The sequence below is a fragment of the Micromonospora sp. NPDC001898 genome, from assembly GCF_042891255.1.
Taxonomy (GTDB): domain Bacteria; phylum Actinomycetota; class Actinomycetes; order Mycobacteriales; family Micromonosporaceae; genus Micromonospora.
The window spans coordinates 486,860-509,452 of record NZ_JBIATC010000004.1 but is presented as its reverse complement, the minus strand read 5'-3'; the positions used below and the strand labels follow the sequence as shown (position 1 = coordinate 509,452).

Annotated in this window: 23 protein-coding genes; 5 read left to right on the top strand and 18 right to left on the bottom strand. The window is 73.6% G+C overall.

The annotated features are described in order from the left end of the window. The first annotated feature begins 159 nt into the window (after positions 1-159). The 4 genes from ACFYZF_RS12815 (at position 160) to ACFYZF_RS12800 (ending at position 3,316) form a co-directional block, all read left to right on the top strand. Positions 160-1,035 carry an ABC transporter substrate-binding protein gene (locus ACFYZF_RS12815; protein WP_387019213.1) on the top strand — a complete coding sequence of 292 codons (876 nt, stop codon included), beginning with the start codon at positions 160-162 and terminating at the stop codon, positions 1,033-1,035. Continuing rightward, positions 1,032-1,877: an amino acid ABC transporter permease gene (locus ACFYZF_RS12810; protein WP_387019210.1), complete on the top strand. Its 846-nt coding sequence runs from the start codon at positions 1,032-1,034 to the stop codon at positions 1,875-1,877. The genes ACFYZF_RS12815 and ACFYZF_RS12810 overlap by 4 nt, the downstream gene beginning before the upstream one ends. A 1-nt stretch (position 1,878) precedes the next feature. Beyond that, a complete protein-coding gene (locus ACFYZF_RS12805; RefSeq protein WP_387019207.1) occupies positions 1,879-2,622 on the top strand; it encodes an amino acid ABC transporter ATP-binding protein in 744 nt (247 codons plus the stop codon). Positions 2,623-3,067: 445 nt separating this feature from the next. After that, the gene (locus ACFYZF_RS12800) at positions 3,068-3,316 is read left to right on the top strand and encodes a hypothetical protein (protein ID WP_387019204.1); all 249 of its coding nucleotides are present in this window, start codon (positions 3,068-3,070) and stop codon (positions 3,314-3,316) included. A gap of 688 nt (positions 3,317-4,004) precedes the next feature. Here the strand turns inward: ACFYZF_RS12800 and ribH are convergent. From ribH to rpe, 7 genes are all read right to left on the bottom strand, one after another. Then, positions 4,005-4,505 carry a 6,7-dimethyl-8-ribityllumazine synthase gene (gene ribH / locus ACFYZF_RS12795; protein ID WP_387019202.1) on the bottom strand — a complete coding sequence of 167 codons (501 nt, stop codon included), beginning with the start codon at positions 4,503-4,505 and terminating at the stop codon, positions 4,005-4,007. 2 nt (positions 4,506-4,507) lie between these two features. Beyond that, positions 4,508-5,773 carry a bifunctional 3,4-dihydroxy-2-butanone-4-phosphate synthase/GTP cyclohydrolase II gene (locus tag ACFYZF_RS12790; protein WP_387019200.1) on the bottom strand — a complete coding sequence of 422 codons (1,266 nt, stop codon included), beginning with the start codon at positions 5,771-5,773 and terminating at the stop codon, positions 4,508-4,510. Beyond that, positions 5,770-6,471: a nicotinamide riboside transporter PnuC gene (gene pnuC / locus ACFYZF_RS12785; RefSeq protein WP_387019198.1), complete on the bottom strand. Its 702-nt coding sequence runs from the start codon at positions 6,469-6,471 to the stop codon at positions 5,770-5,772. The genes ACFYZF_RS12790 and pnuC overlap by 4 nt, the downstream gene beginning before the upstream one ends. Then, positions 6,468-7,082, bottom strand: coding sequence for a riboflavin synthase (locus ACFYZF_RS12780; protein WP_387019195.1), 615 nt, complete (start codon positions 7,080-7,082; stop codon positions 6,468-6,470). Before ACFYZF_RS12780 ends, pnuC begins: the two co-directional genes overlap by 4 nt. A gap of 1 nt (position 7,083) precedes the next feature. Continuing rightward, complete coding sequence (gene ribD / locus ACFYZF_RS12775; protein ID WP_387019193.1) at positions 7,084-8,145, bottom strand: bifunctional diaminohydroxyphosphoribosylaminopyrimidine deaminase/5-amino-6-(5-phosphoribosylamino)uracil reductase RibD; 1,062 nt, start codon at positions 8,143-8,145, stop codon at positions 7,084-7,086. A gap of 399 nt (positions 8,146-8,544) precedes the next feature. Next, complete coding sequence (locus ACFYZF_RS12770; protein WP_387019190.1) at positions 8,545-9,501, bottom strand: response regulator; 957 nt, start codon at positions 9,499-9,501, stop codon at positions 8,545-8,547. A 1-nt stretch (position 9,502) separates the two neighbouring features. Further along, positions 9,503-10,183 (bottom strand): ribulose-phosphate 3-epimerase, encoded by a 681-nt coding sequence (rpe, locus tag ACFYZF_RS12765; RefSeq protein WP_387019187.1) that lies wholly within the window; start codon positions 10,181-10,183, stop codon positions 9,503-9,505. 262 nt (positions 10,184-10,445) lie between these two features. Between rpe and ACFYZF_RS12760 the strand changes: the two genes are divergently transcribed. Further along, a complete protein-coding gene (locus ACFYZF_RS12760) occupies positions 10,446-11,333 on the top strand; it encodes a septum formation family protein (protein ID WP_387019185.1) in 888 nt (295 codons plus the stop codon). 81 nt (positions 11,334-11,414) lie between these two features. Here ACFYZF_RS12760 and ACFYZF_RS12755 read toward each other — a convergent pair whose 3' ends face one another. The 11 genes from ACFYZF_RS12755 to pyrF form a co-directional block, all read right to left on the bottom strand. Further along, positions 11,415-12,989: an RsmB/NOP family class I SAM-dependent RNA methyltransferase gene (locus ACFYZF_RS12755; protein ID WP_387019182.1), complete on the bottom strand. Its 1,575-nt coding sequence runs from the start codon at positions 12,987-12,989 to the stop codon at positions 11,415-11,417. Then, positions 12,986-13,912, bottom strand: coding sequence for a methionyl-tRNA formyltransferase (fmt, locus tag ACFYZF_RS12750; protein WP_387019331.1), 927 nt, complete (start codon positions 13,910-13,912; stop codon positions 12,986-12,988). The genes ACFYZF_RS12755 and fmt overlap by 4 nt, the downstream gene beginning before the upstream one ends. Before the next feature lie 5 nt (positions 13,913-13,917). After that, positions 13,918-14,478: a peptide deformylase gene (gene def / locus ACFYZF_RS12745; protein WP_387019179.1), complete on the bottom strand. Its 561-nt coding sequence runs from the start codon at positions 14,476-14,478 to the stop codon at positions 13,918-13,920. Between the two features lie 199 nt (positions 14,479-14,677). Then, positions 14,678-15,661: an AAA family ATPase gene (locus tag ACFYZF_RS12740; protein WP_387019177.1), complete on the bottom strand. Its 984-nt coding sequence runs from the start codon at positions 15,659-15,661 to the stop codon at positions 14,678-14,680. Positions 15,662-15,873: 212 nt separating this feature from the next. Then, positions 15,874-17,784 carry a primosomal protein N' gene (locus ACFYZF_RS12735; protein ID WP_387019174.1) on the bottom strand — a complete coding sequence of 637 codons (1,911 nt, stop codon included), beginning with the start codon at positions 17,782-17,784 and terminating at the stop codon, positions 15,874-15,876. Positions 17,785-17,843: 59 nt separating this feature from the next. Then, positions 17,844-19,037 (bottom strand): methionine adenosyltransferase, encoded by a 1,194-nt coding sequence (gene metK, locus ACFYZF_RS12730; RefSeq protein WP_387019171.1) that lies wholly within the window; start codon positions 19,035-19,037, stop codon positions 17,844-17,846. Positions 19,038-19,106: 69 nt separating this feature from the next. After that, the gene (gene coaBC, locus ACFYZF_RS12725; RefSeq protein ID WP_387019169.1) at positions 19,107-20,330 is read right to left on the bottom strand and encodes a bifunctional phosphopantothenoylcysteine decarboxylase/phosphopantothenate--cysteine ligase CoaBC; all 1,224 of its coding nucleotides are present in this window, start codon (positions 20,328-20,330) and stop codon (positions 19,107-19,109) included. A 14-nt stretch (positions 20,331-20,344) separates the two neighbouring features. Continuing rightward, entirely contained in the window at positions 20,345-20,608 is a 264-nt protein-coding gene (gene rpoZ, locus ACFYZF_RS12720) for a DNA-directed RNA polymerase subunit omega (RefSeq protein ID WP_074318577.1), read from the bottom strand. Between the two features lie 46 nt (positions 20,609-20,654). Beyond that, entirely contained in the window at positions 20,655-21,188 is a 534-nt protein-coding gene (locus ACFYZF_RS12715; protein WP_387019167.1) for a guanylate kinase, read from the bottom strand. A 50-nt stretch (positions 21,189-21,238) separates the two neighbouring features. Further along, complete coding sequence (gene mihF / locus ACFYZF_RS12710; protein WP_161691465.1) at positions 21,239-21,556, bottom strand: integration host factor, actinobacterial type; 318 nt, start codon at positions 21,554-21,556, stop codon at positions 21,239-21,241. A gap of 179 nt (positions 21,557-21,735) precedes the next feature. Beyond that, complete coding sequence (gene pyrF, locus ACFYZF_RS12705) at positions 21,736-22,572, bottom strand: orotidine-5'-phosphate decarboxylase (RefSeq protein ID WP_387019163.1); 837 nt, start codon at positions 22,570-22,572, stop codon at positions 21,736-21,738. Between the last annotated feature and the right edge of the window lie 21 nt (positions 22,573-22,593).

Sequence of the window (22,593 nt, the reverse complement as noted above, 5' to 3'; positions counted from 1 at the left end):
GGGGTGCGATTCTTCCAGCACCGGCACGCCGGGGCGCGCAGCGGGTCCCCGCCGGTGCGGCGGCGCCACGGCGGCAGCGGACCGGCCGGCCGAAATTCCCTACCAAAACGGTGGGACAACCCCTGCACGACGTCCGTCCATGGCTCTACGCTGTCCGCCATGCCCAGCAGCCCCCGCGTCCTCGCGCTCACCGCCGCCGGCACCGTCCTCGCCGCGCTCGCCGCCTGCGCGCCCCAGGACGACGCCCCCACCGCCACCGCCACCCCCGCCGCCACCGCGGGGCCGGCCTGCACCAGGGACAACCTGCCGACCCGTACGCCGGGCAAGCTCACCGTGGCCACCGACGAGCCGGCGTACGAACCCTGGTTCACCGGCAACAAGCCGGACAACGGAGAGGGCTTCGAGGCCGCCGTGGCGTACGCCGTGGCGGAGAAGCTCGGGTACGCCAAGGCCGACGTCACCTGGACCAGGGTGAAGTTCGACACGGCCATCGCCCCCGGCCCGAAGGAGTTCGACTTCGACATCAACCAGTTCTCCATCACCGAGGAGCGCAAGAAGGCGGTCGACTTCTCCGGCCCGTACCACCTGGTCCGGCAGGCCGTGATCGCCCGGAAGTCCGCGAAGATCGCCGGGACGAGGACCCTGGCCGACCTGCGCGGCGCGAAGCTCGGCGCCCAGGTCGGCACCACCAGCTACCAGGCGATCACCCAGGTCATCAAGCCGACGGCAGAGCCGCAGGTCTACAACAGCAACGACGACGCCAAGAAGGCACTGCAGAACGGGCAGATCGACGGCCTCGTGGTGGACCTGCCGACCGCCTTCTACATCACCGGCGCGGAACTCACCGACACGAAGATCGTCGGGCAGCTTCCCCAGGTCGGCACCCCCGAGGCGTTCGGGCTGTTGCTGGACCGAAACTCCCCGCTCACCCCCTGCGTCAGCGGGGCGGTCGGCCAGCTCACCGCCGACGGCACGCTCAAGCGGTTGGAGCAGAAGTGGCTGGCCCAGGTCGCGGGTGCGGCCGAGCTCACGTGACCCTGGCACCCCACCTCCCCTCGCAGGCACAGCGGCGGCGGGCCGCGTACCGCCGTCGGCAGACCGTCACCAGCGTGCTGGTCGCCGCCGCGTCCACGGCGGCGCTGGGCACGCTGCTGGTCGTCGCCGTGACCGGCGCGCCCGGCTGGGACCGGGTCCGGGAGTCCTTCGCCGACCCGGCGATCGCCCGGGACGCGCTGCCCGCGGTGCTCACCGGCCTGTGGCTCAACATCCGGCTGCTGGTCTGCTGCGCGGCCGGCGCGCTGCTGCTCGGGCTGCTGGTCGCGCTCCTGCGCACGCTGCGCGGCCCGGTCTTCTTCCCGGTCCGGGCGCTCGCGGCCGGGTACACGTACACCTTCCGGGGCCTGCCGCTGATCATCGTGCTGTACGTGCTCACCCTCGGCGTGCCCGGCCTGCGGTTGGGGGGCATGCCGTCGGTGCTGGTGCTCGGCGGGCTGGCGCTGGTGCTCACCTACGGCGGGTACCTGGCCGAGGTGTTCCGGGCCGGCATCGAGTCCGTCCACCCGAGCCAGCTCGCCGCGGCCCGCTCGCTCGGGCTGACCTACCGGCAGACCATGCGGCACGTGGTGCTGCCGCAGGCCGTCCGGCGGGTGGCCCCGCCGCTGCTCAACGATGTGGTGGCGATGCAGAAGGACGTCGGGCTGGTCTCCCTCGCCGGCCCGATCGACGCGGTCCGCGCCGCGCAGATCGCCACCGCCGAGACGTTCAACTACACCCCCTACATCGTGGCCGGGGCGCTGTTCGTGCTGCTGGCGATCCCGCTGATCGCCGTCACCGACTGGGTGACGCTGCGCGCGGCCCGACGCCAGGCGGGAGGCTGACATGCCCGTGCTGACCTGTCGGAGCCTGCGCAAGTCCTTCGGCGGACACGTCGTGCTCGACGGCCTCGACCTGACCGTCGAGGAACACCGGGTGGTGGCGCTGATCGGGGCGTCCGGGTCGGGCAAGTCGACCCTGCTGCGCTGTGTCAACCTGCTGGAGGAGCTGGACGACGGGACCATCGAGCTGGACGGGGAGGACATCTCCGACCCCCGCACCGACCCCGACCGGGTGCGCCGGCGGATCGGGATGGTCTTCCAGTCGTACAACCTGTTCCCGCATCTGAGCGTGCTGGACAACATCACCCTCGCCCCGGTCCGGGTGCACCGGCGGGCCCGCGCCGAGGCCGAGGCCCAGGCCCGGGAGCTGCTCGACCGGGTCGGGCTGGGGGCGAAGGCCGACGCCTACCCCGACCGGCTCTCCGGCGGGCAGCAGCAGCGGGTGGCGATCGTCCGGGCGCTGGCCAACTCGCCCCGGCTGATGCTGCTCGACGAGGTCACCTCGGCGCTGGACCCGGAGCTGGTCGGCGAGGTGCTGGCCCTGATCCGCGACCTGAAGGCCGACGGGATGACGATGGTGCTGGCCACCCACGAGATGGGCTTCGCCCGGGAGGTCGCCGACCAGGTGTGCTTCCTCGACGGCGGCCGGGTGATCGAAACCGGGCCACCGGAACGGGTGCTGGGCGAGCCGACCGAGCCGCGCACCCGCCAGTTCCTGCACCGCATCATCGCCGCCGGCCGACTCTGAGACTGAAAGGAGAACCCTATGGCAACGGACCGAGCGCAGTGAGCCAATCGGCTACCGCAGCGCGGTTACCCGGTCGGGTTCCTACCGCGCGACGCTCGGCGCGTAGCAGCCGCGCCACGTGCTGTACGAGTCTCCTGGGGACGTCCAGGATGGCCCGATAGGCAATCCGTGAGGTCCTTCCTGGCAGATCAGATTCCGTCGCAGGAACCTGTCTGCCGGGGCCCCACGCCCTGTCTCTGCGCCATCCGTTATGAACGCGTTGCCCCGTGTCATCCCGAACTGAGCCCGGATGGCTTTTGAGATCACCTAACTCCACCCGCGGCCACATCGCTTCTCTTGTGCACTCCCATCCACCCGTGTATATATGAGGAACGATCCTTATTCCGGAACCGTACGTATTCGGTACACGGGCGCGGTCTCGGAACCGACGGAGGAAAGGAATTTCGTGACCAAGATTGGGAAGTTAGGCACACGTCTGGGCATTTTCAGTGCGGTTGTCGCTGGCACCGTGTCGCTGATGACGGCGACCCCCGCAAGCGCCGCCGCGGTGAACGGCGGGTGGTTCACCTCTAGCACCGCCTGCTACCAGGCCGGCAGCAATGCAGTCGACCGTCCGGGCTCGCGTTACTCCGACTATTCGTGCACCTATTCCGCCAGCCACAACCCGCACTGGCACCTGGTCCTCTACACGTGATGTCCACCGCCGCACGTAGAGACCCCGGAGGTTTGCCGAGTGGTGATGTTGGGTTCGCCGAACTCGGTGTAGGTCTCAACGTGACGTAGGTGCCTGCGCTCGTAGGTCCACGTGCCGGAGAGGCCGGCTCCTTCGACGGCGGGGATGACGTAGTTCGTGGTGCTGGGCTGGCCGCGGGGGCTGAAGGCCGACCTGCCACTTGTAGATGTTCGTCGAGCCCGGCGGGTCGTACCGGTAGGACTCGGTCAGTTGACTCTTCGCTTTTGCCGTGAAGCCGGTGTAGAGCTGGTCGTACTTCCATTTCGCGCGCAGGGCTCCGGTCGCGGAGCCGTCGCGGAGTTCGGTCTTCATCCTTGCTGTTGTACGTGTACCAAGTCGACTGATGAGGGCCGGTGACCCCAGCGCTGGTGGCGTGCTCGACGCGAGCGTCTCGGTGGTCCGGCGCGACGTCGACGTCACCGCCCCGGGCAGCTCCACGTACGTCCACAACGCCTGCTGACGCGACGCTCGGCCACGGCGGCCGGCCTCGGGAGTGACTCCCGGCGCCGGCCGCCGCCGTACGTGCCGCACTCCACACCGGCGAGCGCCGGCGCGCCCTCCACACCGGCCGACTCCGGGCCGGGTTCCACGCCGGTCGGCTCCGGGGCCGGGACCGGTCAACGACGGGGCGGTGGACCGGCGGGACCGGTCAGCGGCCGAAGCCGAGCCGCTGTCCGGTGGCGGCGTCCAGGCCGCGTACGGCCAGCGCGGCGTCCAGCGCGGCCACCGTGGCCGACCAGCCCTTGTCCTCCGCCGAGCCGGGCAGCCCGGCCCGGTCCCGGGCCTGCTCGATCGTGTCCACCGTGAGCACCCCGTGCGCGACCGGCCTGCCCTCGTCGAGGGCGACCCGGGTCAGCCCGTCGGTGACCGAACGGCAGACGTAGTCGAAGTGGGCGGTGGCCCCGCGCACCACCACGCCGAGGGCGACCACCACGTCGAAGCGGCGGGCCATCGCCTGGGCGACCACCGGCAGCTCCACCGAGCCGGCGACCCGGGCCACCACGGCGCGGGCGCCGCACGCCTCGGCGGCGGCGACCGCCCGCTCGGCCATGTGGTCGGTCAGCTCACCGTGCCAGCGCGCGGCGACGATCCCGACCGTCATCCCTGCGGCGTCCACCGCCGTCACCCCGGGCTCACCGAATCCCGCCATGGTTATGCTCCGATCTCGTCGCCGGCGACCGGGCGGCCCATCGGGGCCTCGGTCACCTCGTCCAACTCGTCCAACAGGTGGCCCATCCGGTCGCGCTTCGTGCGCAGGTAGCGGACGTTCTCCGGTTGCGGCTGCACCGGCAGCCCCTCCCGGCCGGTGACGGTCAGGCCGTACCCCTCCAGCCCGGCCCGCTTGGCCGGGTTGTTGGTCAGCAGCCGCATCGAACGCACACCCAGGTCGTAGAGGATCTGCGCGCCCGTGCCGTAGTCCCGGGCGTCCGCCGGCAGCCCCAGGTCGAGGTTCGCGTCCACGGTGTCCCGGCCCAGGTCCTGCAACTGGTACGCCTGGAGCTTGTGCAGCAGCCCGATCCCGCGCCCCTCGTGCCCGCGCACGTAGAGCACCACCCCGCGGCCCTCCCGGGCGACCCGGGCCAGCGCGGCCTGCAACTGCGGGCCGCAGTCGCAGCGCAGCGAGCCGAACACGTCGCCGGTGAGGCACTCCGAGTGCACCCGGACCAGCACGTCCTGCCCGTCGCCGAGCTCCCCGAAGACGAGAGCGATGTGCTCGGCCGGGTCGTGCTCGGCGCGGTAACCCAGCGCCCGGAACACCCCGTGCGGGGTGGGCATCCGGGCCGCCGCCATCTGCTCCACCTGCTTCTCGGTGCGCCGCCGGTGGGCCACCAGGTCGGCGATCGTCACCAGGGTCAGGCCGTGCTCGGCGCAGAACTTCTCCAGGTCGGGCACCCGCATCATGGTGCCGTCGTCGTTGACCAGCTCACAGAGCACACCGGCGGGACGCAGCCCGGCCAGCCGGGTCAGGTCGATCGCCGCCTCGGTGTGCCCGGCCCGGCGCAGCACCCCGCCCTCGCGGGCCCGCAGCGGCACCACGTGCCCGGGCCGGGCCAGGTCGGTCGGGTCGGTGGACGCGTCGGCCAGCAGCCGGATGGTGTGCGCCCGGTCGGCCGCCGAGATGCCCGTGCTGATGCCCTCCCGGGCGTCCACGGTCACGGTGTACGCGGTGCCCCGCCGGTCCTGGTTGGTGTGGTGCATCGGCGGCAGGTCCAGCCGGTCGCACTCGCCCTCGGTCAGCGGCACGCAGATGTAGCCCGAGGTGTAGCGGACCATGAACGCGACCAGCTCCGGGGTGGCCAGTTCGGCCGCGAAGATCAGGTCGCCCTCGTTCTCCCGGTCCGCGTCGTCGACCACGACGACGGGCCGGCCGGCGGCGATGTCCGCCACCGCCTGCTCGATGCTGGCGAAAGTGCTCATGCGACGGCCTCCGAGTAGCTGGGCGGGAGCGGGACGCGGGCCGGGCGGACGGCGCGTGAGGCGCGCCACCAGGCGGCGAAGCCCCAGGCGCAGAAGGCGCCGTAGACGAGGTACATGACGGCGGACGGGTAGAACCCGCCGCGCAGCAGCAGCGGCACGCCGACCACGTCCACCGCGATCCAGATCAGCCAGAAGTCCACCCAGCCGCGGGCCATGCCGTAGGTGGCCAGCAGGCTGCCGGTGAGGATCCAGGCGTCGGGCAGCGGCCCCCAGGAGCCGAGCGCGGCCAGCACCGGGTACGCGACGGCGGTGCCGACGGCCGCGGCCACCAGCAGACCGAGCCGTTCCCGGCCGGTGGCCCGGCGCGGCACGACCGCGGCGTGATCCCCGTCGGCACCGAGGCGGCGGTTGCGCGACCAGCGCCACCAGCCGTAGAGGCTGACGGCGAAGAAGAACACCTGCCGGCCGGCCTGGCCGTAGAGGTCGTGCGCCTGCGGGGTGACGAACACCCCGCCGAGGAACACGGTCAGCAGCAACGCGTTGCCGATCATGCCGACCGGCCAGGCCCAGACCACGCGGCGCATGCCGAGCAGCGCCGAGGCCAGGCCGAAGACGTTGCCGACGATCTCCCGCACCAGCACCGGCGAGCCGGCGATGTGCAGCTGGGCGTCGAGCAGCCAGCCGAGCGGCTCCGTCACCGCTGGCCCCCACCGGAGGCCCGGTCGCCGAGCAGCCGCTCGACGTACTTGGCCAGCACGTCCACCTCCAGGTTGACCGGGTCGCCGACGGCGCGGGCGCCGAGGGTGGTCAGCTTGAGGGTGGTGGGGATCAGCCCGACGGCGAACCAGTCCGGCCCGACGTCGGCCACGGTCAGCGACACCCCGTCGACGGTGATCGAGCCCTTCTCCACCACGTACCGGGCGAGGGCGGCGGGGAGTCGGAAGCGGACCGTCTCCCACTGCTCGGCCGGCTCCCGGGACAGCACCTCGCCGACCCCGTCGACGTGGCCCTGCACGATGTGCCCGCCGAGCCGGCTGTTCAGCGCGGCGGCGCGTTCCAGGTTGACCGGGGCGCCGGGGCCCAGCCCGCCGAGGGCGGAGCGGCGCAGCGTCTCCCCCATCACGTCGGCGGTGAAGACGCCGGCGCCGACGTCGACCACGGTGAGACAGACTCCGTTGACCGCGATGGAGTCGCCGTGCCTCGCGTCGACGGTGACCAGCGGGCCGCGAACGGCGACCAGCGCCGAATCGCCCCCGGTCTCGGTCACTGCGACGACCTCGCCCAGCTCCTCGACGATGCCGGTGAACATGTCAGCCCTCCCTCTTTCGGGGCAGCGCGGTGATCCGCAGGTCGGGACCGATCTGCGTAACGTCGGTGATCTCCAGGTCGATGGCGTCGGCGATGGTCGTCACCCCGGCGTCGGCCAGCGCGGTCGGCCCGGCGCCGAGCAGCCTCGGCGCGACGTACCCGACGACCCGGTCGACCAGGCCGGCGGAGAGGAACGCGCCGGCCAGGCTGGGGCCGCCCTCCAGCAGCGCGGCCCGCACTCCCCGGCGGTGCAGCTCCGCCAGCAGCTCCGGCAGGTCGACCCGGCCGTCCGGGCCGGCGCCGACCTGCGCGGCGGTGGCGATCCACGTCCCGGCGGCGCCGTCGCGGACCCGGGCCCCGGCGGGGGTACGCCCGAGGCTGTCCACCACCACCCGCAGCGGCTGCCGGATGGCCAGGGTGCCGTCGCGCAGGTTGCGCACGGTGAGCCGGGGGTCGTCGGCCAGGACGGTGCCCACCCCGGCGATCACCGCGTCGACCGTGCCGCGCAGCGCGTGCACGTCGGCCCGGGCCTCCTCCGAGGTGATCCACATGCTGGTGCCGTCGACGGCGGCGGAGCGCCCGTCGAGGGTGGCGGCGAACTTCCACACCACGTACGGCCAGCCCCGGCGCACGGAGGTCAGCCAGGTCACGTTCCCGGCCTCGGCCTCGGCGGCGCGCACCCCGAACTCGACCCGTACGCCGGCGGCGCGCAGGGTGGCGGCGCCGCCGGCCGCCACCGGGTCGGGGTCGGGCACGGCGACGACCACCCGGGCGATGCCTGCGACGATCAGGGCGCGGCTGCACGGGCCGGTGCGGCCGGTGTGGTCGCAGGGTTCCAGGGTGACCACGGCGGTGCCGCCCCGGGCCCGCCGGCCGGCCTGGGCGAGCGCGACGATCTCGGCGTGCGGTCCGCCCGCGTACGCGTGGAATCCCTCCCCGACGACCTCGCCGTCCGGATCGAGCAGCACGCAGCCGACCACGGGGTTGGGGCTGGCGGTGCCGAGCCCGCGGGCCGCGAGCGCGATCGCCCGACGCATCGCCTCGTCCACGGAGCCGCTGTCCATCGCCCCTGCCCTCTCGCTCGCCGGTCCGCGCGCGGCGGGTCGGGAGGGCACGGGCAGGCGGCGGCGGAGTCCGGGGACGGCGAAGCCGACCCCGGGGAAGCCCGGACAGCGCTGAGGTCAGCGGCCGGCAGGGCCCGCCCCGTCCCGCGCGCTGTCTCCCATCCGGACTTTCTGGGGGTGGGCTTGCCCGCCCCCAACCGTCGGCCCCGGAATCTCACCAGGTCCACCGGGCGGCAGTCGCCGTCCGGGTCGCGGGCTTACCACGGTCGCACCGTGGATCACCGCCGGTTCGGAATTACACCGAGTCCCGCCAGCGCGTGGTGGGTACCTCAGAAGTGTGGCACGGCACGCGCCACGCGTCTGCCCTCGGGGGAGCTACCTCACACAGGTAGGCAATATTCAAGAAAGACTGCGTCGCCGGTCGACCGCCACGTACGAACCCGGCTGGCTCTTGGCCACGGACTTCATCTCGGAGGCGGCCGCGATCGCCTCCAGCGGATTGATGAGCCGCTTGCCGCCGTCGGACACGGACACCCCGATCGACAGGGTGACCAGCGCCGCGCGCCGGATGTTGCCCCGGCGGTCCTTCAGCTCGACGTAGCCGCGCTCGGCGTCGGACGGGTCGTAGAGCCGGTCGGCGGCGGTCTCGAAGTCCACGACCGCCCGGGAGGTCAGCGGCCGGACCTGCTCGGGGGCGCAGACGATGACGAAGTCGTCGCCGCCGACGTGACCGAGGAAGGCCGGTGGCAGCCCGATCGCGACGACCGCCCGGTGCAGGCTGCGGGCCAGCGCCGAGATGAACTCGTCGCCCCGGACGAAGCCGTACCGGTCGTTGACGCTCTTGAACCGGTCGATGTCGACGTAGCCGACCGCGTAGTCGACGCCGCTGCGCACCCGGTCGGTGATCTCCCGGCGGATCCGGGAGTTGCCGGGCAGGCCGGTCAGCGGGGAGACCTCGCGGAACTCCTTGTTGCGCCGCAGGGTGGAGCTGACCCGGGCCACCAGTTCGGCGGTGTCGAAGGGCTTGACCAGGTAGTCGTCCGCGCCGGCGCTGAGCCCGTGGACCTTGTCCACGGTCATCCCCTTGGCGGTCAGCATGATCACCGGAAGGGCGGAGGTCATCGGGTCGGCGCGCAGCCGCCGGGTCAGCTCCAGCCCGTCGATGCGCGGCATCATCAGGTCGACCACCGCCAGGTCCGGCCGCTGCCGCTCGATCACCTCGAGCGCCTCCTGGCCGTCGCCGGCGTGGATCACCTCGAAGCCGTGCAGCCGTAGGTTGAACTCGACGAACCGGGCGATGTCGGCGTCGTCGTCGACGACGAGGATGACGTCGGGTCGTTCCTCGGCCGGCTCCACTTCAGACCCCGGAGACCGCGCGCTCCGCCAGGCCCCGCAGGCGGCGGACCGCCTCGGCGGGGTCGTCGGCGCCGTAGACCGCGGTGCCGGCGACGAAGGCGTCCGCCCCGGCGGCGGCGGCCTGTTCGATGGTGTCCGCGGCGATCCCGCCGTCGACCTCGATGCGCAGCTCCAGGTGGCCCGTGTCGACGTGCCGCCGGGCGGCCCGCACCTTGTCCAGCAGTTCCGGGACGAACCGCTGCCCGCCGAAGCCGGCCTTGATCGTCATGATCAGCAGCGTGTCGAAGCTGGGCAGCAGCTCCAGGTACGGCTCGATCGGGGTGTCTCGGTCGATGGCCAGCCCTGCCTTCGCCCCGGCGGCCCGCAGGTCCTTCGCCAGCGCCACCGGGTTGTCGCACGCCTCGGCGTGGAACGTGACGTTGTACGCCCCCGCGTCGGCGTACCCGGGGGCCCAACGGTGCGGGTCGGTGATCATCAGGTGCACGTCGAACGGCAGTTCGGTCGCCGCCCGCAGGCTCTGCACCACGGGCAGCCCGATGGTCAGGTTCGGCACGAAGTGGTTGTCCATGACATCGACGTGCAGCCAGTCCGCGGCACCCTCGACGGCGCGGACCTCCTCGGCCAGACGGGCGAAATCGGCGGCGAGGATGCTGGGCGCGACAATCAGCGGCGGTACGGTCACCGGGCCAGTGTACGAATGCGGTCGTCCGCCGCCCGCAGCGCGGCACCATGCGGGACACTCCGCGACCCGGTCGTGACGGCTGGTGCGTATTCACCGACCGGGCGGAGGATCCCGGCCGGCCGGGCAGCCCCGCCGGCCGACCGACCGAAGGCCGCGAGAGTCCATGCGGGACGAGCGCCGGTGCCGTATGCTCCCGCACCGTGGCGCGGTCGGCGACAGAGGCCGGTGATCCGCGACCACCGGCGACGGGGAGGTCGGGCGGATGCGGCGATGGTGGACGGCGGTCGCCGTGGGTGCGGGCGCGGCGGTGGCGTTGGCCGGCTGCGGCACACCGGCCGGGGTGGACGGTGACCTCGCCGACGACTGGCGGGCGATGGCCGCGCCGACGCAGTTCGTGCCGGCCGCCGGGACCTGCCACACCACGTTCTCCGATGTCGGCTACCTCAGCGGCTACAACCCGGTGGACTGCGGCACGACCCACCGGATGGAGACCTTCCACGTCGGCACGCTGACCGGCCCGGCCGCCGAGCTGAGCACTCCCCCGACCGCCGGGTCGACCGGAATGAAGGCCATCCGCGCCGAGTGCGACCGGGAGGTCAACAAGGCCGTCGGCGCCGACTGGCGCGCGGGCCGACTGTTCCTGTCCACGGTCCTCCCGTCCCGGCAGGCGTGGACGGGCGGGGCGCGGTGGTTCCGCTGCGACCTCAACGAGGTGGAGAGCGTCGACGACTCCAGCGCCGTGTCCCGCAGCGGCAGCCTCAAGGGCGCGCTGACCGGAGGCTCCACCCTGGTCCACGGCTGTTTCAACCCGAAGATCGTCAAGGACGACGTCAAGTCGATGGCCCCCACCCCGTGCACCAGCAAGCACCGGGTCGAGTTCGTCGGGGTCTACCGGGCACCGGACATCGCCTACAGCCAGCTCGACAAGAACCGGCTGCGCATCCACCGGGGGTGCCGGTCCCTGCTCGCCTCGTACGCCAAGGTCCCCGACAACAGCGACCTGCAGTACCGGGCGGGGACGATCTTCTACCACCCCAGCGAGGACGAGTGGAAGGACGGCAACCGGGGGGTGCAGTGCTTCCTCTGGGTCGACCGCAACCTCACCCGCTCGGCGAAGGGCGCCGGGGCCAAGGTCCTGCCGGTCCAGTGATCCGACCCGCCGGGGAGGCGGGGAGCTGACGCAGAAGGAGGGGGCGGCCGGATCCGGCCGCCCCCTCCTTCTGCGTGTCGCTCAGCCCCGGCGCAGCACGGCGAGGAACATGGCGTCGGTGCCGTGCCGGTGCGGCCACAACTGCACCGACGGCCCGTCGCCCAACCCCGGCATCCCGGCCGGCAGCAGCGGTCGGGCGTCGACGAAGTCCGCCGGCACCCCCGCCCGCCGGGCCGCCTCGGTCACCGTCACGTGCGTCTCCACCGTATGCGGGGAGCAGGTCACGTAGGCCACCAGGCCGCCCGGGCGGACCGCCCGCAGCGCCGCCACCAACAGCTCCCGCTGCAACCGGGTCAGCGGTGGCAGGTCCGACGGCTGCTTGCGCCAGCGGGCCTCCGGCCGGCGGCGCAACGCGCCCAGCCCGGTACACGGCGCGTCGACCAGCACCCGGTCGAAGTGCCCCTCCGGCAGCTCCGGGTCGGCGCCGACGGTGCGCCCGTCGGTGTGCAGCACGTCGACCGGCAGCCCCCGGGTGGCCTGGGTGACCAGCCGGGCCCGGTGCTCGGTGACCTCGACGGCGGTCAGCCGGGCACCACGCTGGGCGGCGAGCGCCCCGAGCAGCGCGGCCTTCCCACCGGGCCCGGCGCACAGGTCCAGCCAGTGGCTGTCCGGGCCGTCCAACGGGGCGACGGCCAGGGCGGTGGCCACCAGCTGGGAGCCCTCGTCCTGGACGTGCGCCCGGCCCTCGACCACCGCCGGCAGGTCGCCGGGGGCACCGCCGCCGAGGTAGACCGCGTACGGGGAGAACGCCCCGGGGGCGCCCCCGGCCTCGTCGGCCAGCTCGACCGGATCGGCCCGGCCCGGCCGGGCGCACAGGTGCACCGGCGGGCGCTCGTTGTTCTCGATCAGCAGGCGGGTGGTCTCGCCCAGGTCGCCGCCGAGCGCCTCGGCGAACGACCGCACGATCCACTGCGGGTGGCTGTAGGCCAGGGCCAGGTGCCCGATCGGGTCGGTCTCGAACGACGGGGCGAGCTTCGCCACCCAGGCGTCGGCGTCCCGGCTGGACACCTCGCGCATCACCGCGTTGGCGAAGCCGGTGGCGCTGACGGCGACCGTGCGGACCAGGTCGACCGTCGAGGAGACCGCCGCGTGCGCTGGCACTCGGGTGTGCAGGAGCTGGTACGCGCCCAGCCGCAACGCGTCGCGCACCGGCGGGTCGATCCGGGACACGTCCCGGCCGGCGGCGTCGGTGAGGATCGCGTCGAGGGTGCCGGTGTGCCGCAGCGAGCCGTAGGTCAGCTCGGTGGCGAAGGCGGCGTCCCGGCCGGTCAGCCCCTCCTCGCGCAGCATCGCCGGCAGCACCAGGTTGGCGTACGCGTCGTCCCGGTGCACCGCCGCGACGGCCTGGTACGCGACCTGCCGGGGCAGGTCCACGGCGGGCCGCGCCGGCCGCCGGCCGCCCTGCCGGTCCTCGCCGCCCCGACCGCCCCGGGCCGACCGGTCGCCGTAGCCGGGCCGGTCGCCGTAGCCGGGCCGGTCGCCGTAGCCGGGCCGGTCACCCCGCGGGCCGCCCGACGGCCGCTCGGGATGCCGGTCGGGGCGCGGGTCGCGCTGCTCGTCGTACCGGCGCGCGGGCCGTTCCGTCGGCCCGGTCATGCGAGCTCCTCCCCGCCGGAGACCCGGACGCCGCGCGCCCAGTCGCTCGCCGGCATGGCCTTCTTGCCGGCCGCCCGTACCTCGCCGAGGGCCACCGGGACGGTGCCCGTGCCGGCCAGCACCCGGGACTTCTCCACCAACAGCTCGCCCGGCTTCAGCTCGGGGCCGTCCGGCACCGGGACGACCGGGCCGAGCTTGACCCGCTCGCCCCGGAACGTGGTCCACGGGCCGGGAGCCGGGGTACATGCGCGAACCCGCCGGTCCACCGCGAACGCGGGGTCGCCCCAGCGCACCCGGGCGTCCTCGACGGTCAGCTTCGGCGCGAGCGACACCCCGTCGGCCGGCTGCGGCTCGGCCCGGCCGGTGCCGGCCGCGATCGCGTCGAGGACGGCCACCAGCAGGCCGGCGCCGGAGTGGGCGAGCCGCTCCAGCAGGTCACCGGAGGTGTCGGTGGGGCGGATCTCGTCGGTGAGGGTGCCGTAGACCGGGCCGGTGTCCAGCCCTTCCTCCAGCTCGAAGACGCTCGCGCCGGTCAGCTCGTCGCCGTGCAGCACGGCGTGCTGGACCGGAGCCGCGCCACGCCACGCGGGCAGCAGCGAGAAGTGCAGGTTGACCCAGCCGTGCCGGGGGATCTCCAGCGCGGCCGGGGGCACCAGCGCGCCGTAGGCGACCACCGGGACGCAGTCGGGGGCCAGCTCGCGCAGCCGATCGAGGAACTCCGGCTCGCGCGGGCGGGCCGGGGTGAGCACCTCGACGCCGTGCTCGTCGGCCCACGTGCCGACGGGCGAGCGGACCAGGCCCCGGCCCCGGCCTGCGGGGGCGTCGGGACGGGTGACGACGGCGACCAGCTCGTGGTCGGAGGCCGCGACGGCGGCCAGGGCGGGGACGGCGACGGCCGGGGTGCCGGCGAAGACGAGGCGCACCGGCGTCACCGACCCAGACCGAAGGGGCTGCCGACGGCGTGCGGGTTGAGCTTGACCGTCGGCGGGGTGGTCGGGTCGTACCAGTCCGCCTGGCGGATCGCCTTCATCGCCTCCTTGCGGCCGTCCGGGTCCAGCCGGTCGACGAAGAGCACGCCGTCGAGGTGGTCGGTCTCGTGCTGGACGCAGCGGGCCATCAGGCCGGTGCCGACGAACTGCACCGGGTCGCCGTAGCCGTTGAAGCCCTTGGCGATCACGTTCTGCCGGCGCTTGGTGTCGAAGTAGAGCCCGGGGATGGACAGGCAGCCCTCCGGGCCGTCCTGCTCCTCGGCGTCGGGAAACTCCAGCACCGGGTTGACCAGGTGGCCGAGCACGTCGTCGACGTCGAAGGCGAACACCCGCAGGCCCACGCCGAGCTGCGGCGCGGCCAGGCCGGCGCCGTTCTGCTCACGCATCGTGTCGGTCAGGTCGGCGACGAGCTTGCGCAGCTCGACGTCGAAGTCGACCACCGGATCGGCCGGTGTGCGCAGCACCGGGTCCCCGAACAGACGGATGGGCTGGACGGTCACTCGGGGGTGCTCCTTCGGTCGGACGACGGTCGTGCCGTACCAGTCTACGGAGTGCGCTCGGTGACGCCGGCCGGCGTACCGCGATCGGTGGCCGGGGACTCGTCGCGCAGGGTGACTGGCGGGGTGGCGTAGCCACACGGGGTCAGCCGGGCCCGGCGCTCGCCCGCCGGCCCCGGGAGCCGGCTCGCGGGACCGGCCCTCAGGCGCCCGGGGCCGGGTCGCCCGCGAGCACGGTCTCCCCGGCGCGCAGGCAGTGCTCCGGAAGCGGGAGCTGGATCTTGTGGGCCGCCTCCCAGTCGTACACGATGCCGGGGCGGACCTGGGCGGTGAAGTAGTCCACCGCGCTCATCCCGCCGACCACCGGCTCCTCCACCTCGGCGACCAGCCGCGCGGGGACCAGCGGGAACCCGTTCTGCAGGGCGGCGCTGAGTCGGCGGTGACCGTCGACGACGAAGAAGTACTCCCCGGTGAAGCCGATGGTCAGCGGCTCCAACGCCTCGTCGCCACCGTCGGCGACGTCACCGACGAACCCGGCGTCCCACAGCCCGCGCAGCGTGCCGATGTCCTCTGTCGGGTAGACCCGGGCCGGGTCGAGCAGCAGCAGCGGGGGGGCGTCGCGGAGCACGTCGGCACCGATCCGACCCTCGTACACGTCGATGATGTGGTTGATCACCTGCTCCGGGTTGGCCCGGGTGGAGTCGCAGATCAGGTCGTAGTTGCGCAGCCGGGCCTTGTCGACGCCGTAGCGGACGATGAACCGGCCCCGCTCGCTCTCGCTGCGCTCGCGCAGCTTGCTCTTCGCCTCCTCCAGGGAGGCGTAGCTCTCGGCCGGGCCGGAGGGGCGGGCCAGCACCCGGCGGGCGGCCTCGGTCGGCTCGGTGATCATGTGCACCTTGAGCGCGTCGGTGAAGAAGTGCCAGGCCAGCCGGGAGTCCATCACCAGGCTCTCGCCGGAGGCGGCGATGTCCTGCTGGAGCTGGTCGACGTAGCCGTCGACGGCCTGGTCCAGCTCGGCGTGCAGGTTGAGCTGGAGCGCGGTCATGTCCCGCTCCTGCGCCATCTGGCGGTAGAGGTCGCCGACGCTCACCCGGCGCAGCTCCAGCCGCTTGGCGATCTCGACGGAGACGGTGCTCTTGCCACTGCCGAGGTCACCGTTGAAGACGATCGATTGACGAACGGTCACGACTGGTCCACCCCTGATCACCGGCTGATTGACATCATCGACATGGCGTCCTACCGACGCGCTTCCGCCATTCGTCGCGCGATCCGTGCGCCCAGGCATGACGGGCGATGCTATCACGCAGGCGCCAGCACGGACCGTGACGGCGCTCGGAACCGGTCGCCGGCCGCGGGCGGGGCACGGGCCGTGCCCACGGCCCGCGCGGCGGCGCCCACTCAGAACATGGTCAGCGGGTCGACCTGGAGACGCACCGGGTCGGCCGCCTTGCGGGCGGCGCGGACCCCGGCGGCCGAGTGCAGCGCTCCGGCCAGGGCCGCCGCCCGGGCCCGGGGCACCCGGACCAGCATCCGCTCCCGGTCGCCGTCGGCGGGGACCGGACCGAGCAGTTCGGCCTCCTCGGGCAGCCGGGCCTCGGCCAGCAAATCGGCCACCGCGTCGGCCGATCCGGTGACGCTGGCCATCCGCATCGCCGGGGGGAAGCCCAGCTCGCGGCGCTCGGCCAGTTCCCGGGCGGCGAACCAGGCGGCGTCCCAGCGCAGCAGCGCCTGCACCGGGGCGAGGGCGCCGTCGGCGACCACCACCACCCGGCCGCCGGCCCCAGCGGGGCGGGCCAGCGCGGCGGCCCCCAGCCAGCGGCGCAGCGCCTCTTCGCCGGCCCGCAGGTCGGCCCGGGTGAGCAGGGCCCACGAGTCGAGCAGCAGGACCGCGCCGTAGCCGCCCTCGGCGACCGGCTCGGCGCCGGGGGTGGCCACCACCAGGCCGGCTCCGCCGGGCACGGTGGTGAGCACCTCCTCCCGGCCGGAGGTGCGCACCGGCACGCCGGGGAAGGCCCGGCCCAGCTCCTCGGCGGTGCGCCGGGCACCGGTGACGGAGGCCCGCAGCCGCCGCCCCCCACACTCCGGGCAGGCATAGGCGGCGGCGATCCGGCCACACCAGCGGCAGGTGGGCGGGCCGTCGGCCGACGGCAGGGCGAGCGGCCCCGCGCAGTGCGGGCAGCGGGCCGGGGTCCGGCACTCGGCGCAGGAGATCGAGGGCAGGTAGCCCCGGCGGGGCACCTGGACCAGCACCGGCGCGTCGGCGCGGACCGCGTCGCGGGCGGCGGTCCAGGCCAGGCTGGGCAGCCGGGCCGTGGCCGCGCCGGGGTCGCGGGCCAGCTGCGGGTCGTCGCCGGTCGGCGCGACGGCGGGAGTACGCGCCCGCACGGTGGCCCGGTCGGCGACCACCTCCCGGGCCCAGCCGGTCTCCACCAGCAGTTGCGCCTCGGCGCTGCGCGCGTACCCGCCGACCAGGACCGCCGCGTCGGCGAGCTGGGCGCGGGTGAGCAGCACCTCCCGGGCGTGCGGGTAGGGCGCGCGGGGTTCGGCGTGCAGGTCGTCACCGTCGTCGATGATGGCGACCAGGCCGAGCCGGGCCACCGGCGCGAACATGGCCGCCCGGGTGCCGATCACGACGGGTACGTCCCCGCGCCGGGCCGCCAGGAACGCGCGGTAGCGCCGGGCCGGGCCGGCGGCGGCGGCCAGGGTGACGTGCCGGCCGTCACCCAGTGCGACGGTCAGCGCCGCGTCGAGGCGGTCGAGGTCCCGGGCGTCGGGCACCACGACGACGGCGCCCCGGCCGCCGGCCACGGTGGCGGCGACCGCCTCGGCGTACCGGGCGGGCCAGTCCTCCCCGGGCAAAGCGGACCAGACCGCGCGGACGGGCCGGCCCTCGGTCAGGGCGCGCAGGAACGCCGGCCCGGCCGGGTACGCCCGCCAGCCGTCCGCCTCGGGGGGAGCCAGCGGCGCCGGCGGCTCGGGCGGGGTGTGCGGCTCCTTCTCCACCCGGGCGTGCCGGGGCGGCACGGCCAGCCGGAGCACGTCGGCGAGGCTGCCGGCGTACCGGTCGGCGACGGCCCGGGCCAGCCCGGCGACCTCGGGGGCCAGCACGGGCTCCGACGAGACGACCTTCTCCAGGTACGCGAGCTTGCCGGTGTGCCCGGAGTCGTCGGCCCGCTCAAGCAGCCAGCCGTCGACGAGTTGGCCGGCGAAGCGCACCTTCACCCGCGTCCCGGGGGCGGCGGCCTCGTCCAGCTCGGCGGGGACCAGGTAGTCGAAGGGGCGGTCGAGGTGGGCCAGCGGGACGTCCACGCAGACGCGAGCGACCGGCGACCCGTCCGCGGGTCGCCGGTCGCTGCGCCTGGTGCCGGTCAGGCTCCCGCGGCCGACTTGAGGTCGGCGGCCCGGTCGGTGCTCTCCCAGGTCAGGTCGGGCAGTTCCCGGCCGAAGTGGCCGTACGCCGCGGTCTGCCGGTAGATCGGGCGGAGCAGGTTCAGGTCCCGGATGATGGCGGCCGGGCGCAGGTCGAAGACCTCGGACACGGCCTTCTCGATCGAGGCGACCGCCACCGTCTCGGTGCCGAACGTCTCGATGAACAGGCTCACCGGGTGGGCCTTGCCGATCGCGTACGCGACCTGCGCCTCGCACCGCTCGGCCAGGCCGGCGGCGACCACGTTCTTGGCCACCCAGCGCATCGCGTACGCGGCCGAGCGGTCCACCTTGGACGGGTCCTTGCCGGAGAACGCGCCGCCGCCGTGCCGGGCGTACCCGCCGTAGGTGTCGACGATGATCTTCCGGCCGGTCAGGCCGGCGTCACCCATCGGGCCGCCGATCTCGAACCGCCCGGTCGGGTTGACCAGCAGCCGGTAACCCTCGGTGTCCAGGCCGAGGCTCTCCAGCTCCGGGGCGATGACGTGGTCGCGCACGTCCGGGGTGAGCAGGGAGTCCAGCGAGATGTCGGCCGCGTGCTGGCTGGACACGACGACCGTGTTGAGCCGGACCGGGCGCAGCCCCTCGTACTCGATGGTGACCTGGGTCTTGCCGTCCGGCCGCAGGTACGGGATCGTGCCGTCCTTGCGCACCGCGGTCAGCCGGCGGGCCAGCCGGTGCGCCAGGGCGATCGGCAGCGGCATCAGCTCGGGCGTCTCCGAGCAGGCGAAACCGAACATCATGCCCTGGTCGCCGGCGCCCTGGGCGTCCAGCGCGCTCTCCGACGAGCCGGTGCGCAACTCCATCGCGTTGTCCACGCCCTGCGCGATGTCAGGGGACTGGGCCCCGATGGACACGCTGACGCCGCAGGAGGCCCCGTCGAAGCCCTTCTTCGAGGAGTCATAGCCGATTTCGAGGATCGTCTCCCGGACAATCGTCGGGATGTCGGCGTATGCCTTGGTCGTCACCTCGCCGGCCACGTGCACCTGGCCGGTGGTGATCAAGGTCTCGACGGCCACCCGACTGTGCGCGTCCTGGGTGAGCAGTGCGTCGAGAATGCCGTCGCTGATCTGGTCGGCGATCTTGTCCGGGTGGCCTTCCGTGACCGATTCGGACGTGAAGAGGCGGCGTGTCACGGCACTCCTAAGTATGTGGAAGTCGTTCCGTGGAGTGTAATCACCCACACTCGTACAGCACTCGATCGGTCAGGTCGCCGTCACCATGCGGACACCCCCGGCCAACCGCGCCACCACGAGGTCCCAGACGCCGTCGGCGAGGTCCTCCTTGGACTGTTCGGGCAGGGTGTGCACCGCGCCGTCCGCGCCGATGACGGTCGCCGCGTTGGTCTCGGCGCCGAAGACCTTGTCCGGGCCGACCTCGTTGACGACGACGAGATCCGCCCGTTTGCGGGCGAGCTTGGCCCGGCCGTTGGCCTCCGCGTCGCCGGTCTCGGCCGCGAACACCACCAGCACCTGTTCCGGTCGACGACGCCGACCCAGCTCGGCGGCGATGTCCGGGTTCGTGACGAGTTCGATCGTAGGTGGCCCGGCGTCCGATTTCTTGATTTTGCCCGGTGAGTAGGTGGCGGGCCGGAAGTCGGCGGGTGCCGCCGCCATCACCACCGCGTCGGCCCCCTCGGCGGCCTTCAGGGTGGCCTCGCGCAACTCCTCGGTGGTGCCGACCCGGACCAGGTCGACGCCGGCCGGGTCGGCGAGCGTCACGTTGGCGGAGACCAGGGTGACCCGGGCGCCGCGGGCGACCGCGGCGCGGGCGAAGGCATAACCCTGTTTGCCGGACGAGCGGTTGCCCAGGAACCGGACCGGGTCGAGCGGCTCCCGGGTGCCGCCGGCGGTCACCACCACGTGGCGGCCGGCCAGGTCGGCCGGGGCGGCGACGCCGCGGGCCAGCGCCCGCCGGGCGACGGCGAAGATCTCGGCCGGGTCCGGCAGCCGCCCCTTGCCGCTGTCGGCGCCGGTGAGCCGGCCGACGGCGGGCTCGATCACCCGGACACCTCGGGAGCGCAGCGTGGCGACGTTGGCCACGGTGGCCGCGTTCTCCCACATCTCGGTGTGCATCGCCGGGGCGAGCAGCACCGGGCAGCGGGCCGTGAGCAGCGTGTTGGTGAGCAGGTCGTCGGCGAGGCCGTGGGCGGCGCGGGCGAGCAGGTCGGCGGTGGCGGGGGCGACCACGACCAGATCGGCCCGTTGCCCGAGCCGGACGTGCGGCACCTCGTGCACGTCGGACCAGACGTCGTCGGCGACCGGCTGGCCGGACAGGGCGGCCCAGGTCGGCGCCCCGACGAAGCGGAGCGCCGACGCGGTCGGCACGACGCGGACCCGGTGCCCCGACTCGGTGAACAACCGCAGCAGCTCACACGCCTTGTAGGCGGCGACGCCGCCGCCGACCCCCAGGACGATCTCGGCGGACATCGACGCGCGGGGGGCTACGGCTGGTCGGTGGGCTCGGCGGTCAGCAGGCCCCCGTTGATCTCGCGCATCGCGATGGAGAGGGGCTTCTCCTGGGGGGTGGTCTCCACCAGGGGGCCGACGTACTCCAGCAGGCCCTCGCCGAGCTGGCTGTAGTAGGCGTTGACCTGGCGGGCCCGCTTGGCGGCGAAGATCACCAGGGCGTACTTCGACGTCGTCTTCTCAAGGAGCTCGTCGATCGGCGGGTTGGTGATGCCTTCGGGGTTGGCGATGGATCCCACGAAATAACCTCTGCGTCTCTGTTACCGCGCGGACGCGGTGGGTCGCTCAACCACGCAGACGCGGTTGAGCCGGAGCCGGGAAAGAAGAACCGAGCAAGCCTACCAGTCCGTCGACCGCCTGCCCGGTCAGGTCGTGCGCCACGACGTGCTCGGCCACGGCCGCGACGGCCGGCTCCGGCCGCCAGCCGGGCGGGGCGAGCAGGACCAGTCGGACGTCCGGGAGCGCCGCACGGACGGCGAGCGCGCCGCGCAGGTCGAGCGGGAGCAGCACCGGCCGGCCGGCGGCGAGCCGCGCGATGACCGGCCCGGCCGGGGTGCCGCGGGCGTACGGCCCGACCCGGGTCCACTCCAGCAGCCGACCGGCGGCGATCAGCCGGTCGAACTCCGCCGGGTCGAGGAACAGCCGGTCGACGCCGTCCCGCTCACCCGCCCGACGAGGGCGGGTGGTGGCCGGCACCGGCGTCCACACCGACGGAGAACGCGCCCGGAACAACTCGACGACACTGCCCACGCCGGCCCCGGAGGGGCCGGCCAGGACGGTGAGCCGAGCCGCCGGGCGCGCCTCGTCATCCGTTCTCACGGCTCGTTTCTACACGCTGCCGTGGTCAGGTGACGGCGAACCCGTCGTGCTCAGTTGGCGGCGAACTCGCCGAGCAGCGCCTTGCGCTGCTGCTCGCCCAGGCCCCGCAGCCGGCGGCTGTCGGCGATCTTGAGCTTCTCCATGATCTGGGTGGCCCGGATCTTGCCGATACCCGGCATCGCCTGCAGAACGGCCGAAACCTTGAGCTTGCCGACGACGTCGTCGCCCTCGGCCCGCGCCAGAACGGAGGCGAGGGTGGTCTTGCCCTGCTTGAGCTGCTCCTTCAGCTCAGCACGGGCCTTGCGGATCTCCGCAGCCTTTTCGAGCGCGGCTGCGCGCTGCTCGGGGGTCAGTGACGGGAGGGGCACCAGTTCTCCTCAGGTCCCTATAGCGACGGGCGGGACGCCACGCCGCAGCTGTGAAACGTGAAGTCGCCGGGAACCAAAGGGGTCCATGGTTCCCAGCGCGGGGAAAACTAGCGTTCGCGGGCGCATTCGGCAACGTGGGCGCGCGGCGACCACGGCAAAGTGACCGAGCCTTCACTCAGTCAGGCCGCACCGAGTGCGGCCCGGCACTCGGTCAGGACCCGGTCCGCGGCGGCTCGCAGCGCGGCCACGTCGGGCCCGGCGTGCAGCACCTCGCGGGAGTACGACGGCAGCACCGACGGCAGGCTGGAACCGAAGACCGTACGCAGATCGGCCGCCGTGGCACCCTGCGCGCCGAGCCCCGGAGCGAGCAGCGGACCGTGCACGGCGGAGAGGTCGTGGCCCGTGTCACCGATGGTCGCGCCGACCACCAGGCCGAAGCTGCCGAGCGGCTCGGCACCCCGGTTGAGCTGCGAAATCTCGTCGATCACCGTCTGTGCGACGGTGCGCCCGTCGGCGGTGCGGGCGCGCTGCACCGCGGCCCCCTCCGGGTTGGACGTCAGCGCCAGGACGAAGACCCCGCCGCCGTGCGTGGCGGCGAGCTCGAACATCGGCGCCAGCGACCCTACTCCCAGGTAGGGGCTCGCCGTGAGCGCGTCGACATACAGCGGGCTGGATGGATCGAGGTACGCGGCGGCGTACGCCGCGACGGTCGAACCGATGTCCCCGCGCTTGACGTCAAGCAGAACGAGCGAGCCGGAATCCCGCAACTGTCGGATAGTTGACTCCAGTACGGACACGCCGCGGGAGCCGAAGCGCTCAAAGAACGCGGACTGGGGCTTGACGACCGCGACCTGGTCGCCGAGCGCCTCCACCACGGTGCGGCTGAAGCGCTCCAACCCGTTGACGTCGTCCGACAGGCCCCACCGGGCCAGCAGCCCCGGATGCGGGTCGATGCCCACACACAACGGCCCACGCTCCGCCACCGCCCGGTGCAACCGGCCACCGAAGCTCTCCATCCGACCTCTCCCTCTCTCGAT